At 62.3% G+C, this 13,795-nt stretch carries 11 protein-coding genes; 8 read left to right on the top strand and 3 right to left on the bottom strand.

Features of this window, described 5'->3' with window-relative positions; genetic code table 11:
- Positions 1–2: 2 nt before the first annotated feature.
- From xerC to hslU, 4 genes are all read left to right on the top strand, one after another.
- Positions 3–881 carry a tyrosine recombinase XerC gene (gene xerC / locus PAN08_RS14645; protein WP_269792239.1) on the top strand — a complete coding sequence of 293 codons (879 nt, stop codon included), beginning with the start codon at positions 3–5 and terminating at the stop codon, positions 879–881.
- Between the two features lie 113 nt (positions 882–994).
- Positions 995–1,813: a DUF1203 domain-containing protein gene (locus tag PAN08_RS18070; protein ID WP_269792238.1), complete on the top strand. Its 819-nt coding sequence runs from the start codon at positions 995–997 to the stop codon at positions 1,811–1,813.
- A 222-nt stretch (positions 1,814–2,035) separates the two neighbouring features.
- Positions 2,036–2,587 carry an ATP-dependent protease subunit HslV gene (gene hslV / locus PAN08_RS14635; RefSeq protein WP_269792237.1) on the top strand — a complete coding sequence of 184 codons (552 nt, stop codon included), beginning with the start codon at positions 2,036–2,038 and terminating at the stop codon, positions 2,585–2,587.
- A gap of 74 nt (positions 2,588–2,661) precedes the next feature.
- Positions 2,662–4,035 carry an ATP-dependent protease ATPase subunit HslU gene (gene hslU, locus PAN08_RS14630; protein WP_269792236.1) on the top strand — a complete coding sequence of 458 codons (1,374 nt, stop codon included), beginning with the start codon at positions 2,662–2,664 and terminating at the stop codon, positions 4,033–4,035.
- 84 nt (positions 4,036–4,119) lie between these two features.
- Here hslU and PAN08_RS14625 read toward each other — a convergent pair whose 3' ends face one another.
- Positions 4,120–4,845 carry a TetR family transcriptional regulator gene (locus tag PAN08_RS14625; RefSeq protein ID WP_269792235.1) on the bottom strand — a complete coding sequence of 242 codons (726 nt, stop codon included), beginning with the start codon at positions 4,843–4,845 and terminating at the stop codon, positions 4,120–4,122.
- Positions 4,846–5,011: 166 nt separating this feature from the next.
- Between PAN08_RS14625 and PAN08_RS14620 the strand changes: the two genes are divergently transcribed.
- Together PAN08_RS14620 and smeE are read left to right on the top strand one after the other, a co-directional pair.
- A complete protein-coding gene (locus PAN08_RS14620) occupies positions 5,012–6,202 on the top strand; it encodes an efflux RND transporter periplasmic adaptor subunit (RefSeq protein ID WP_269792234.1) in 1,191 nt (396 codons plus the stop codon).
- A 12-nt stretch (positions 6,203–6,214) separates the two neighbouring features.
- Positions 6,215–9,358 (top strand): multidrug efflux RND transporter permease subunit SmeE, encoded by a 3,144-nt coding sequence (gene smeE, locus PAN08_RS14615; protein ID WP_269792233.1) that lies wholly within the window; start codon positions 6,215–6,217, stop codon positions 9,356–9,358.
- Positions 9,359–9,568: 210 nt separating this feature from the next.
- Here the strand turns inward: smeE and PAN08_RS14610 are convergent, their stop codons facing one another.
- The gene (locus PAN08_RS14610; protein ID WP_269792232.1) at positions 9,569–9,820 is read right to left on the bottom strand and encodes a hypothetical protein; all 252 of its coding nucleotides are present in this window, start codon (positions 9,818–9,820) and stop codon (positions 9,569–9,571) included.
- Positions 9,821–9,932: 112 nt separating this feature from the next.
- A complete protein-coding gene (locus PAN08_RS14605) occupies positions 9,933–10,385 on the bottom strand; it encodes a nucleoside deaminase (RefSeq protein WP_269792231.1) in 453 nt (150 codons plus the stop codon).
- Between the two features lie 103 nt (positions 10,386–10,488).
- On the opposite strand from PAN08_RS14605, the gene ubiE reads away from it, so the two are divergent.
- Entirely contained in the window at positions 10,489–11,253 is a 765-nt protein-coding gene (gene ubiE / locus PAN08_RS14600) for a bifunctional demethylmenaquinone methyltransferase/2-methoxy-6-polyprenyl-1,4-benzoquinol methylase UbiE (protein WP_057635534.1), read from the top strand.
- Positions 11,254–11,401: 148 nt separating this feature from the next.
- On the top strand, positions 11,402–13,354 hold the full coding sequence (locus tag PAN08_RS14595) for a M1 family metallopeptidase (protein ID WP_269792230.1): 1,953 nt from the start codon (positions 11,402–11,404) through the stop codon (positions 13,352–13,354).
- Positions 13,355–13,795 lie beyond the last annotated feature (441 nt).

Genomic DNA, 13,795 nt, shown 5'->3' with positions numbered 1-13,795 from the left:
CGATGAGCGCCGTCCGGAAATTCCTGTCCTACCTGCAGGTGGAGCGGCGCATGTCCGCGCATACGCTCGATGCCTACCAGCGTGACCTGGCCGCGTTGTCGCAGTGGTGTGACGGCAACAAGGTCGCTGACCCGCAAGCGGTGGCCGGCGACCAGCTGCGTGATTTCATCGCCGGCGAGCACCGACGTGGGCTGGCGCCAAAAAGTCTGCAGCGTCGGCTCTCAGCCTGCCGCAGCTTTTATGCGTGGCTGCTGAAGAATGGTGTGATCGACAACAGTCCCGCTGCCGGGCTGCGCGCGCCCAAGGCGCCGCGCAAACTGCCTCAGGTGCTCGATGCCGACGAAGCGGTGCAACTGGTCGAACTGCCGACCGACGCGCCGTTGGGGTTGCGCGACCGCGCGCTGCTGGAGCTGTTCTACTCCTCCGGGCTGCGTTTGAGCGAGTTATGCGCGTTGCGGTGGCGTGATCTGGACCTGCTCAGCGGCATGGTGCTGGTGCATGGAAAAGGCAACCGCGAGCGCAGTGTTCCGGTGGGTTCGCATGCATTGAGTGCGCTGCAGGCATGGCGCAAAGACAGCGTCGGCGTTAACGAAAAGCCGGTATTCCCAGGGCGGGGCGGTGGGCCCATCACCCAGCGGGCGGTGCAGATCCGCATCAAGCAGTTGGCACAGCGGCAAGGGCTGTTCAAGAACGTACACCCGCACATGCTGCGGCATAGTTTTGCCAGTCACATTCTTGAATCTTCTGGTGACCTGCGCGGCGTGCAGGAACTGCTCGGTCACGCTGACATCGCCACCACGCAGATTTACACCCACCTGGATTTCCAGCATCTGGCCAAGGTTTACGACGCGACACACCCACGGGCGAAGCGGAAATCCTGATTCGCTCAGCGCGGTGGTTCGGTGACTCGCACCGTCGGGTTTGATGTCTGATCACGGCGAGCGACGCATTGCGTGGCTGGTCAGACTGCGTGCTCTGAACAAGGGAGCACGCAATGTCATCTTTCATCCTGCGGGGCTTGAGCGCCGATACCTTCGCGCCGCTGTTTCATCTAGACGATGCAGCGCTTGCCGCACGGCACATAAAACGCGTAGTGGCAGATGACGCCAAGCGCTTCCCGTGTCGTGTGAGTCTGGTGGATGCGGCGGTCGGTGAAGCGCTGTTGCTTCTGCCCTACCAACATCAACCGGCAGATTCGCCGTATCGCGCGAGTGGTCCGATCTTCGTGCGGCGCGATGCGGTGGCCGCCGATCTTGCAGTCGATGAAGTTCCGGCGGCAATGATTCGCCGTTTGATATCGCTGCGCGCCTATGACGCCGCGCACCGGATCATCGATGCCGAAGTATGTGATGGCACCGCCGTGGCGGCGTGGTTGCAGCGTGCTTTCGATGACGCGGCGGTCGCCTACGTGCATCTTCATCACGCCCGCTACGGTTGCTACGCGTGTCGGGCGGATCGGGCCCCTGCAGGGAAGCTGACCTGCCTGGCCCACGACAGCGCGCAGTCCGCCGAGCAGCAGAGGCGTGAATGCGCTGCAATTGATTTCCATCAGGGCGCGGGTGTTGCTGGGGGCGCATCGTTGGTCCCAACCGGAGGTACTGAAAAAATGGCCAAGCCATTCCCCCTCAAACCCAAGCACCCCGAGCGCATCTGTTGGGGTTGTGACCGCTATTGCGCCACCGAAGCGTTGGCCTGTGGCAATGGTTCCGGGCGTACCCAGCATCCCATCGAAACGCAGGGCGAAGACTGGTATGTGGCGTGGGGCATCGAGCCGGAGCCGGACCGCCCGAGTCACGCCAAGCTCAAATCCTGAGTTGGAGCGATGTCCGGCACGACCCGTTCGGCGGGGCAGCGGGTCATTACAGCGGATGCCTGCGGTGCGCTGCGGGGTATTGCCTGAATGTCCTTGCCGAGCGCGGCTCCGCGCTATCGCACGGGTTTTTTCTGAACGCTGGCTGTGGCAGGCGGGAGCGGGGCAGGCTTGATCGAGGCGCCTACTGTCCCCATTACCGTTGAACAGTATCCCGGAGGCCGTATGGACCCCAGTCAGAACCCGAATGTTTTTCACGCCACCACTATCTGCTGCGTTCGTCGCGGCGAGCATGTGGCGATTGCCGGCGACGGCCAGGTCACGCTGGGCCACACCGTGATGAAGGGCAACGCACGCAAAGTGCGACGGCTTGGCCGCGATGGTCAGGTCCTGGCCGGCTTTGCCGGGGCTGCTGCAGACGCCTTCACGTTGTTCGAATTGTTTGAAGCAAAGCTCGAAAAACATGGCCAGCTGACCCGCGCGGCGGTGGAGCTGGCCAAGGATTGGCGCACCGAGCGCCGTCTTGGCAAGCTCGAAGCCCTGCTCGCCGTGGCCGACAGGGAAACCTCGCTGATCATCAGCGGCACCGGTGATGTGATCGAGCCGGAGGACGGCATCATCGCTATCGGTTCGGGCGGCTCCTATGCATTGAGCGCCGCGCGCGCGTTGCTGGCGCACACCGAACTGGATGCCAAGACGGTGGCGACCGAGGCAATCAACATTGCCGGCGGTATCTGCATCTACACCAACAAGAATGTCGTGGTCGAAGAGCTGTAAGGCGAAAGCGGGAATCCTCCGATCCCCGTTCCCAGCTTCCCGTCCCCATTCCCACTTCCTGGTTGCTCTATCCCATGACTCTCAAGATCGAAACTTCTTCCGCCAGCATGACGCCGCGCGAAATCGTGCAGGAGTTGGACCGCCACATCGTTGGCCAGCATGACGCCAAGCGTGCCGTCGCCATCGCGTTGCGTAACCGCTGGCGCCGCATGCAGCTGCCCGGTGATCTGCGCAATGAAGTAATGCCCAAGAACATTTTGATGATCGGCCCGACCGGCGTCGGCAAGACGGAGATCGCGCGTCGCCTGGCCACATTGGCCAATGCACCGTTCGTGAAAGTGGAAGCCACGCGTTTCACCGAGGTTGGCTACGTCGGCAAGGATGTGGAGCAGATCATCCGCGACCTTGCCGATACGGCGGTCAAGTTGTACCGCGAGCAGGCCAAGGTGCGCGTGCGCACGCAGGCTGAAGAGAAGGCTGAAGACCGCATCCTCGATGCACTGCTGCCGCGCCGCAGTGCTGGCATCGGCTTTGATGCCGAGGCGGCACGCAACGAACCGTCGGCTGGCGACAATGAAACCCGTATCAAGTTCCGCCGCATGCTGCGTGCCGGTGAACTGGACGAGCGCGAGATCGAGCTGGATGTTGCTGCCAATGTGAGCATGGACATCATGACCCCGCCGGGCATGGAAGAAATGGGCCAGCAGTTGAAGTCCATGTTTGCCAACCTGGGTAGCGCCAAGTCCAACAAGCGCACGCTGACCATCAAGGCGGCACATCCGCTGCTGGTTGAAGAAGAAGCGGCCAAGCTGGTCAACGAGGATGACGTCCGCGCGGCAGCGATTGAAGCCTGCGAGCAGCATGGCATCGTCTTCATTGATGAGATCGACAAGGTTGCCAAGCGTGGTGACAACGTGGGCGGTGGCGATGTTTCGCGCGAAGGCGTGCAGCGCGATCTGCTGCCGCTGGTGGAAGGCTCCAACGTTTCCACCAAGTACGGCACGGTGAAGACCGACCATATTCTGTTCATCGCTTCGGGTGCGTTCCACCTGGCCAAGCCGAGTGACCTGATCCCGGAGCTGCAGGGCCGCTTCCCTATCCGCGTGGAACTGGGCGCGCTGAGCAAGGCCGATTTCGTGCGCATCCTCACCGAGCCGAAGGCTGCGCTGACCAAACAGTACGAAGCGCTGTTGGCCACTGAAGGCGTCAAGGTCAGCTTCACTGCCGATGCGGTGGACCGCCTGGCCGAGATCGCCTTCCAGGTGAACGAGCGCCAGGAGAACATTGGTGCCCGCCGTCTGCACACCGTGCTGGAGCGTCTATTGGATTCGCTCAGCTATGAGGCGCCGGACCGCGATGGTGAAACCATCAGCATTGACCATGCCTATGTGGACAAGCACCTGGGTGAGCTGGTGAAGGACCCGGATTTGAGTCGTTACATTCTGTAACTGACCGGTTTTCCTGTGAACAAGAACGGCAGCACGTTTGTGCTGCCGTTTTTTTTGGCGACTTCCTGCGCGAACGCACCGAACTCAATCGACTTCGTCAGGATCCGGCAGCGGCGAGGGCGGATCGCCCGGGGTAAACACACCCGGCTTCACGTAGTAAAAGAGCAGCGCGTCCATCGTTTCAAGATTGTCGCGCTCCAGGTCAAAACGTTCCGGTTCCATCATCGCGCTGTACAGCACGCCAGTGAGACCGGCGTACAGAATACGCGCGACGGTCGCTGCGTCGACGTTGTCACGCAGTTGCCCCAGCTCCTGTGCGCGCTCAAGCGTGCGGCAAAAGATTGCCAGTTCTTCGTCGAGACTGTCGTGCTGCAACTTCTGCATGGCCTGGCTTTCGGCAGACAGATCGTTGCGCAGCATGATCTCCATCATGTTACGCAGCCGCGGCTCGTTGGCCAGCTCACTCACCGACACCAGCATCGCCGAGCGCAGATCCAGCACGGGTGTGACGCGGTGGGGAGAGTAGGTGCGGTGCAGGCGTTTGATGAACGGGATGCGCTCGCGGAGGATGATGGCCTCAAGCACTTCGGTCTTGTTCTTGAAGTGCCAATAGACAGCACCGCGCGAATACCCGGCGCGCTCGCCGATGGCCGCCAGCGACGTGCTCGCCACCCCGTTTTCATGGAAGCACGCCAAAGCCGCATCGAGGATGCCTTCACGGGTGGCTTGCGCCTCTTCTTTGGTTTTTCTGGCCATTGCGTTGTGCAACTGCTGGATGAACCGGCCTGAAGTGTAGCCGTTTACAAACATCCATGCATGTATGTATATTTCCGAAGCTTGCTTTGCAGGATGCTTCGGCTGTGTTCGTGGTGGCGGCCCCAAGGCTGTACCCGTAACGTATGTGCACAGTCCTTGCCCGCTGGTGGTGATGGCCAGCCACGTTCTGCGAGCGTCATTTTCCTTTTCGAGCCTTCTCATGTCCCGAATCAGCAACTGCCGTGTTCTCGTGCTCTCTCTTGCCCTGGCCGTCGCGCTTGCAGCGTGTAAAGGCGGAGGCGAAGCACCGCCGCAGGGTGGTCCTGGCCATGTCACGGTGGTCACTTTGAAGGCCGAGCCGGTCACGTTGAAGCGTGAACTGGCTGGCCGCGCCAACAGCTACCAGGTGGCTGAAGTTCGCCCGCAGGTAAGTGGCATTGTTGCCAAGCGTTTGTTCACCGAAGGCAGCCTGGTGAAGGAAGGCCAGCCGCTGTATCAGCTGGATGACGCCGCCTACCGCGCCCAGGCCAACAGCGCACGCGCGCAGCTGGCCCGTGCCGAAGCCAGTGCCAATGCCGCACGTTTGGCCGCGCGGCGCAGCAGTGAGCTGGTCAAGTCCCGGGTCATCAGCGTGCAGGACGACGAGAACGCACAGGCCTCCTGGAAGCAGGCCGAGGCGGATGTGCTCGCCGCCCGCGCTTCGCTGGATGCGGCCAACGTGACGCTGGGCTACGCCCGCATCACCGCGCCCATCAGCGGCCAGATCGGCAAGTCCTCGGTGACCCAGGGTGCGCTGGTCAGTGCCGGTCAGGCGGCCGCGCTGGCAACGATCAACCAGCTCGATCCGATCTATATCGATGTCACCCAGTCCTCGGCCGAGCTGCTGCAGCTGCGCCGCGAACTGGCTGACGGGCGCCTGGAAGGCGCTTCCGAATTGCCGGTGGACATCGTGCTGGAAGACGGCACGCCGTTCGCCCACAAGGGCAAGCTGGAGTTCTCCGAAGTGAGTGTGGATCCTTCCACGGGCAGCTACGGCCTGCGTGTACGCGTTGAAAACCCCGATCAGGTGCTGATGCCTGGTATGTTCGTGCGCGCCGTGCTCGGCAGTGGCGTGCGTCCGAATGCGTTGCTGGTGCCGATGCAGGGCATTGCGCGTGACCCCAAGGGCAGTACCACCGCGATGGTGGTTGATGCCGAAGGCAAGGTCGAGCAGCGCCCGGTTGTCGTCAGCCGCACCATCGGAGACAAGTGGCTGGTCGAAAGCGGCCTGAAGGCTGGCGACAAGGTCATCGTCGAAGGCCTGCAGAAGATTGGCCCGGGCATGCCGGTAGAAGCCACCGAAAAGGGTGCCGAATCCGCCAAGCCAGCTGCTGCCGCGCCCGCCGCGGCGGCACCGGCTGACACGCAGTAAGCGGAGAAATACATGGCTCGCTTCTTTATCGACAGGCCCATCTTTGCGTGGGTCATCGCCATCATCATCATGCTGGCCGGCGCGCTGGCTATGCTCAAGCTGCCGATCTCGATGTACCCGGAAGTGGCACCGCCTGCGGTGTCCATTTCGGCGAACTATCCGGGCGCTTCGGCCAAAGTGGTCGAGGACTCGGTGACGCAGATCATCGAGCAGAACATGAAAGGCCTCGATGGCCTGATGTACTTCTCGTCCAACAGCTCCTCCAACGGCCAGGCCAGCATCACGCTGACCTTTGAGAGCGGCACGGATTCGGACATCGCGCAGGTGCAGGTGCAGAACAAACTGCAGCTGGCCATGCCGCTGCTGCCGCAGGAAGTGCAGCGCCAGGGCATCAACGTTGCCAAGTCCAGCTCCGGCTTCCTCAACGTCATCGGCTTTGTGTCCGAAGACGGCAGCATGGATGAGAACGACATCTCCGACTATGTCGGTTCCAACGTGGTTGATCCGCTCAGCCGCGTGCCGGGCGTGGGCAGCATCCAGGTGTTTGGTGGCAAATACGCCATGCGCATCTGGCTGGACCCGAACAAGCTGCAGACCTACAAGGTCTCCGTTGACGAGGTGACTGCCTCGGTGCGGGCGCAGAACGCGCAGGTTGCCGTGGGCCAGTTGGGCGGTGCGCCGGCGGTGAAGGGCCAGCAGCTCAACGCCACCATCAATGCGCAGGACCGCCTGCAGACGCCGGAGCAGTTCCGCAACATTGTGCTGCGTACCGAAACCGACGGTTCCACGCTGAAGCTGGGCGATGTGGCCCGGGTTGAACTGGGCGCGGAAACCTACGACTTCGTCACCCGCTACAACGGTAAGCCGGCCTCCGGCCTGGCCGTCACTTTGGCTACGGGCGCCAACGCGCTGGAAACCGCCGAGGGTGTGAGCAAGACCCTGGAAGAGCTGAAGGCGAACTTCCCGCGCGGCATGAACGCCGTGATTCCGTACGACACCACACCGTTTGTGAAAGTGTCGATCAAGGGCGTGGTCAAGACGCTGCTGGAAGCCATCGTGCTGGTGTTCGTGGTGATGTATCTGTTCCTGCAGAACTTCCGCGCCACCCTGATCCCGACCATCGCCGTGCCGGTGGTGTTGCTGGGTACGTTCGGCATCCTGGCGGTGCTGGGCTTCTCGATCAACATGCTGACCATGTTCGCGATGGTGCTGGCGATCGGCCTGTTGGTGGATGACGCCATCGTGGTGGTGGAAAACGTCGAGCGCATCATGTCCGAGGAAGGACTGTCGCCGCTGGAAGCCACCCGTAAATCCATGAGCCAGATCACTGGCGCGCTGGTCGGCATCGGCCTGGTGTTGTCGGCGGTATTCGTGCCCATGGCCTTCATGAGTGGCTCGACCGGCGTGATCTATCGGCAGTTCTCGGCGACCATCGTGTCGGCGATGGCGTTGTCCGTACTGGTCGCCATCGTGCTGACCCCCGCGCTGTGCGCCACGATGCTCAAGCCGCTGAAGAAGGGCGAGCATCACGTTGCGCACAAGGGGTTGTCGGGCCGTTTCTTCAACGCCTTCAACAACGGCTTTGACCGCACCAGTGGCACCTACCAGCGCGGCGTGCGCGGCATTCTTGCCCGTCCGGGTCGCTTCATGACGGTGTTCCTGGCGCTGGCGGTGGTGATGGGCGTGCTGTTCGCGCGCCTGCCCAGTTCGTTCCTGCCCAACGAGGACCAGGGCATCTTGATGGCGCTGGTGCAGGCACCGGTCGGTGCTACCCAGGAGCGCACGCTGGAGTCCATCTACAAGCTGGAAGATCACTTCCTGAAGAACGAGAAGGACGCCGTGGAATCGGTGTTCTCGGTGCAGGGCTTCAGCTTCTCCGGCATGGGCCAGAACTCGGGCATGGCCTTCGTCAAGCTCAAGGACTGGAGCGAGCGCACGGCGGACCAGGGCGTGGGCCCGATCACCGGGCGTGCAATGGCAGCGCTGGGCCAGATCAAGGACGCCTTCATCTTCGCGTTCCCGCCGCCGGCAATGCCGGAGCTGGGCATCGCGTCGGGTTACTCGTTCTTCCTGAAGGACAACGCCGGGCAAGGCCACGATGCGTTGGTCGCAGCGCGTAATCAGCTGCTGGGTTTGGCGGGCAAGAACAGCATGCTGGCCAATGTTCGACCGAATGGTCTGGATGACACCCCGCAGCTGCGTCTGGATATCGACGTGGCCAAGGCCGGTGCGCATGGTCTGTCGCTGGATGCGATCAACAGCACGCTGGCGACGGCGTGGGGGTCGAGCTACATCGATGACTTCATCGACCGTGGCCGCGTGAAGCGCGTTTACGTACAGGCCGATGACGGCTTCCGCATGAATCCGGAAGACTTCACGCTGTGGACGGTGAAGAACAACGTCGGCGAGATGGTGCCGTTCTCGGCCTTCGCCAGCCAGCGTTGGGACTACGGCTCACCGCGTCTGGAGCGCTACAACGGCGTGTCGGCACTGGAAATCCAGGGTGAAGCCGCACCGGGCGTGGCCTCGGGTGACGCGATGCTGGAGGTGGAAAAGCTGGCCAAAGAGTTGCCGGCAGGCTTCAGCATCGAGTGGACCGCCGTGTCTTACCAGGAGCGCGAGGCCGGTTCGCAGACACCGTTGCTGTACACGCTGTCGCTGCTGATCGTGTTCCTGTGTTTGGCCGCACTGTACGAAAGCTGGTCCGTGCCGACCTCGGTACTGATGGTGGCGCCGTTGGGCATCCTCGGTGCGGTGCTGGCCAACACCATGCGCGGCATGGAGCGCGACGTGTACTTCCAGGTGGCGATGTTGACCACGGTGGGCCTGACCTCGAAGAACGCGATCCTGATCGTGGAGTTCGCCAAGGAGCATCTGGAGAAGGGCGCGGGCGTGATTGAAGCGACGATGCATGCCGTGCGTGACCGTCTGCGTCCGATCATCATGACGTCGCTGGCGTTCGGCCTGGGCGTGCTGCCGCTGGCCATCGCCTCCGGTGCGGGTTCCGGTGCGCAGCGTGCCATCGGTACCGGCGTGCTGGGCGGCATGGTGGTTGGCACCTTGCTGGGCCTGTTCTTCATCCCACTGTTCTTCGTGGTGGTGCAGCGCTTGTTCAACCGCAAGCAGCTGGCCAAGAACGGCGACCTGCCGCAATAACACGCAGCGTCATGAATAAAGAAAACGCCGGGCATTGCCCGGCGTTTTTTTTGCGGTACCTGTAGATACTCGGCCTTGTTTCGCGGGGTGACGAGCCTTGCCGCGTTTGGTGCGGCACGACGGACACCGCCGGGATAACAGACGTGTAGCCTTCAACAAAAAACGCCGGGGCAGGCCCCGGCGTTTTCATGGGTGTTACGGGTGGCGCGTTCATGGGTCCATATCTGCTGTTTCCAGCAGCTGTGCCTTTTCAACGGCACCCAGGCGCTGGGCAAACACGGCCAGGCGGTTGCACAGTTCGGCCTGATGTTCGGGGAACGCGCTCACCAACTCGCGTTGCACCTGTTGGTAAGCATCCCAGAACGGCGCGGAGCTGCGATAACGGTCGTAGTGCCGCCGCAAGCGGTGGCTGGCTTCCTGCAGTGACCGCCGACTGCGGTTCTGGATAGGCATGACTTGCATAGCTTCACCTCCATGGCAGAGCCCCTGTCCGCCGAGCATAGCCCGACTCTCTTACGATTTCGCTGCAGATGTCTCATTTTGGAATGAAACCGGTCAGAGCCCAGTCATGTTGTCACTCGCCAATGTCCTCATTCCAGATGTCGGGGTTCTCCGCGATGTAGCGCCCCATCATCTCGATGCAGCCCGCGTCGTTCAGGTCGATGACGTTGACCCCGGCCTCGCGTAGCCAGTCGATGCCGCCGCCGAAGCTGACGGATTCGCCCACCACCACCGTGCCGATGTTGAACTGGCGCACCAATCCGCTGCAGTACCAGCACGGGGCCAGGGTGGTGACCATGATGGTGTTGCGGTAGCCACGCTGGCGCCCGGCTTTGCGGAAGGCGTCTGTTTCGCCGTGGATGGAGGGGTCGCCCTCCTGGACGCGCCGGTTGTGGCCGCAGCCGAGCAGCCGGCCATCGTTGTGGTACAGCGCCGCACCGATCGGGATACCGCCCTCGGCCAGGCCCTGGCGGGCTTCGGCGACGGCGGTTTCAAGCAAGGCGCGGTAGTCGGGGGTGGTGATCATGCGGAGTCCTCAAGGCGCTGGGCGCGCCGGCAATGGACCATGATAGCTGCGGCGTTTGGTCGCACCGACGACGTTGCGCGCCGTCGGTGCGATAATTGCGGGCATGAGCGAATCCCCCTACAAGAGCGGCACCACCCACTTCGGCTTCCGCGATGTACCGGCCAAGGACAAGCAGAAGCTTGTCGGCCAGGTGTTCACCTCCGTGGCCGACAACTACGACCTGATGAACGACCTGATGAGCCTTGGCATTCATCGGTTGTGGAAGCGTTACTTCGTCGCCACCGCGCAGGTGAAGCCCGGCGACCGTGCGTTGGACCTGGCTGGCGGCACCGGTGATATCGCGGTGCTGCTGAAGGAGCGCCTGGGCGATGAGGGCAGCGTGGTGCTGGGCGACATCAACGCCGGCATGCTGTCGGTGGGCCGTGATCGCCTGATCAACCGTGGTCACGTGTCCGGCTTTGACTGGGTGCAGTGCAACGCCGAGGCGCTGCCGTTCCCGGACCAGAGTTTTGATCTGGTGACCATTTCCTTCGGCCTGCGCAACGTCACCGACAAGGACGCTGCATTGCGCGAGATGTACCGCGTGCTCAAGGTCGGCGGCCAGGCACGCGTGCTGGAGTTCTCGGAAGTGACGCTGGATTGGTTCAAGCCGATCTACGACTTCCATTCGTTCAAGGTGCTGCCGAAGCTGGGCAAATTGTTTGCCCGTGGCGACGCCGACAGCTACCAGTACCTGGCTGAAAGCATCCGCAAGCACCCGCCGCAGGAAGCATTGAAGGCGATGATGACCGAGGCCGGCTTTGGCCGTTGCCATTACAAGAATCTCAGCGCCGGCATCGTTTCGATCCATTCCGGCTACAAGCTCTGACGGTTTTGGTGGAACGCATGAATGCGGGCAGGGAGCGGCGAAAGCCGCTCCTTTCGTTTCCGCGCCGTGCGATTCGCCGCAGTGCGGCATCGGTGATGGCCAATCGGGTTTAAAATCAGCGGTTGTTCCCTGAACCGGTTCTACATCAATGCGTTCTCCGTTCCTGATGCTGCCTCTGGCCGTGGCGCTTGTCGCCGGTTGTGCCAAAGAACCCGCTGCGCCCACTGTCGATCCCGTCGCCCAGAAACCCGCCGCCGCCGTGAATACCGTCAGCCGCAGCCATGATGAAAGCTCCTATGCCGAGCCGGACAAGGTCGTCATCAAGGATCTGGCGCTGGACCTGAAGGTCGATTTCGACGCCAAGCAGATTGGTGGCACCGCCACCTACACGCTGGAGTGGAAGGATAAGGCGGCCAAGCAGCTGCTGCTCGACACGCGTGAATTGACGGTCGAGAAGGTCGAAGCCGTTGCCGCTGATGGCGCCGCTTCGCCGCTGCAGTTCGCACTGGCCCCGGCCGACAAGGTCTTTGGCAGCAAGCTGAGCATTGAAACCCCGCAGCAGCCGGCCAGCGTGCGCATCACGTATCACACCGCGCCGACCGCCTCCGGCCTGCAGTGGCTGGATCCGTCGATGACCGAAGGCAAGAAGCTGCCTTTCATGTTCAGCCAGTCGCAGGCCATCCACGCGCGTTCGTGGGTGCCGTTGCAGGACACCCCGAGCGTTCGCTTCACCTACAGCGCGCACGTGGCCAGCCGCCCGGACGTGATGGTGCTGATGAGCGCCGACAACGATCCCCAGGCCGCACGTGATGGCGATTACGCCTTCAAGATGCCGCAGCCGATTCCGTCCTACCTGCTGGCCATTGCCGCCGGTGACGTGGTGTTCCAGCCGATCTCGGCGCGTTCCGGCGTGTGGGCCGAGCCGACCATGGTGGGCAAGGCTGCCAAGGAATTCGAAGACACCGAGAAGATGATCGGTGCCGCCGAGAATCTGTACGGCGAATACCGCTGGGGCCGTTACGACATGCTGGTGCTGCCGCCGTCGTTCCCGTTCGGTGGCATGGAAAACCCGCGCCTGACCTTCGCCACCCCGACCGTGATCGTGGGTGACAAGTCACTGGTGTCGTTGGTTGCACACGAACTGGCACACAGCTGGTCCGGCAACCTGGTGACCAACGCCAGCTGGAAAGACATCTGGCTCAACGAAGGCTTCACCACCTACGTGCAGGGCCGCATCACCGAGGCGCTGTACGGCACGGAGATGGCGGAGATGGAGCGCGAGATCGACCAGACCGATCTGCTCAACGAAGTGAAGGACATGAGCCCGGCCGACCAGGCGCTGGCACTGCCGCCGCTCAACGAGCGTGACCCGGACGAAGCGCTGAGCAACGTTGCTTACGTCAAGGGCGCGTGGTTCCTGCAGTTCCTGGAGCAGCGTTTTGGTCGCGACGTGTTTGATCCGTTCCTGCGTGGCTGGTTCAACGACCATGCATTCCAGAGCGCCAACACCGACCAGTTTGTCGCGTACATGCAGAAGAACCTGCTGCCGAAGAATCCCACTGCTGTGACCGAGGCCGAGCTGAAAGCATGGCTGGAAGAGCCGGGTATTCCGGCCTTCGCAACCAAGGCACGTTCGCGCAACTTCGCCGTGGTCGACACCGCACGCATTGCCTTCCTGGGCAGCGAAAACGTGCCGAACGCACAGGTCACCAACGAGTGGGGCACGCAGGAATGGGTGCGCTTCATCGATGGGCTGGGTGACAAGCTGTCGGTCGAAAAACTGGCGCAGCTGGACAAGGCTTATCACTTCACCGGTACGCCGAATGGTGAGATCGCCATGCGCTGGTATCCGCTGGCTATCCGCAGCGGTTACAGCGAGGCGCAGGCTGCCGCTGGCGAGTTCATCCAGAAGGTGGGCCGCCGCAAGCTGATCCTGCCGATCTACGCAGAGCTGCTGAAGACGCCGGAAGGTCTGGCTTTCGCCAAGGATGTGTTTGCCAAGGCCAAGCCGGGTTACCACCCGATCACCACCGGTTCGGTGGAAGACATGATCACCAAGGCCGAAGCCGCGCCGAAGCAGGATGCTGCTGCCACGCAGTAATCCGGCTGCAACAAGATTCAACACAAACGGCGAGCTTCGGCTCGCCGTTTGTGGTTTCAACGCTGATGAAAGTGGCCGCGGAAGTAGCTCGGGCAAGCGCCACACACTGATGAAACTTGAGGATGCGAGGGATGCTTCGATTGCGATCGTTGTGATCCAACGCGTGGCGCGCTAGGAGAGCGTGCGCGCGCTGTTGCTTTTGATCGTCACCCTGATGAAGGCGAGATTTTCAGCCGGCGGATGTCGGTCCACCGTTCTTGCTTGGGCTTGCGCGATTGTCACAGCGCAGTCGTGCAAAGCGGGCGCAGGCGTGATGTGCGGCTTGCAGATGCTGCACTATCCGATGTGCTGGGGGTTTCGCGGCATATGCCGAGACTGAGAATGCGGCCGATGAGATGGTTACACGGACGCGCTGCGCTTACCCGGGCTGATGCTCTGTCG

Source organism: Stenotrophomonas sp. Iso1 (assembly GCF_027497995.1).
Taxonomy (GTDB): Bacteria; Pseudomonadota; Gammaproteobacteria; order Xanthomonadales; family Xanthomonadaceae; genus Stenotrophomonas.
This window is presented reverse-complemented; position numbering and strand designations above follow the sequence as displayed.

What these genes read in the sequence shown, in the direction of transcription:
- xerC (WP_269792239.1), top strand. Translation starts at nt 3, where the DNA reads ATGAGCGCCGTCCGGAAATTCCTGTCCTACCTGCAGGTGGAGCGGCGC.
- PAN08_RS18070 (WP_269792238.1), top strand. Translation starts at nt 995, where the DNA reads ATGTCATCTTTCATCCTGCGGGGCTTGAGCGCCGATACCTTCGCGCCG.
- hslV (WP_269792237.1), top strand. Translation starts at nt 2,036, where the DNA reads ATGGACCCCAGTCAGAACCCGAATGTTTTTCACGCCACCACTATCTGC.
- hslU (WP_269792236.1), top strand. Translation starts at nt 2,662, where the DNA reads ATGACTCTCAAGATCGAAACTTCTTCCGCCAGCATGACGCCGCGCGAA.
- PAN08_RS14625 (WP_269792235.1), bottom strand. Translation starts at nt 4,845, where the DNA reads ATGTTTGTAAACGGCTACACTTCAGGCCGGTTCATCCAGCAGTTGCAC.
- PAN08_RS14620 (WP_269792234.1), top strand. Translation starts at nt 5,012, where the DNA reads ATGTCCCGAATCAGCAACTGCCGTGTTCTCGTGCTCTCTCTTGCCCTG.
- smeE (WP_269792233.1), top strand. Translation starts at nt 6,215, where the DNA reads ATGGCTCGCTTCTTTATCGACAGGCCCATCTTTGCGTGGGTCATCGCC.
- PAN08_RS14610 (WP_269792232.1), bottom strand. Translation starts at nt 9,820, where the DNA reads ATGCAAGTCATGCCTATCCAGAACCGCAGTCGGCGGTCACTGCAGGAA.
- PAN08_RS14605 (WP_269792231.1), bottom strand. Translation starts at nt 10,385, where the DNA reads ATGATCACCACCCCCGACTACCGCGCCTTGCTTGAAACCGCCGTCGCC.
- ubiE (WP_057635534.1), top strand. Translation starts at nt 10,489, where the DNA reads ATGAGCGAATCCCCCTACAAGAGCGGCACCACCCACTTCGGCTTCCGC.
- PAN08_RS14595 (WP_269792230.1), top strand. Translation starts at nt 11,402, where the DNA reads ATGCGTTCTCCGTTCCTGATGCTGCCTCTGGCCGTGGCGCTTGTCGCC.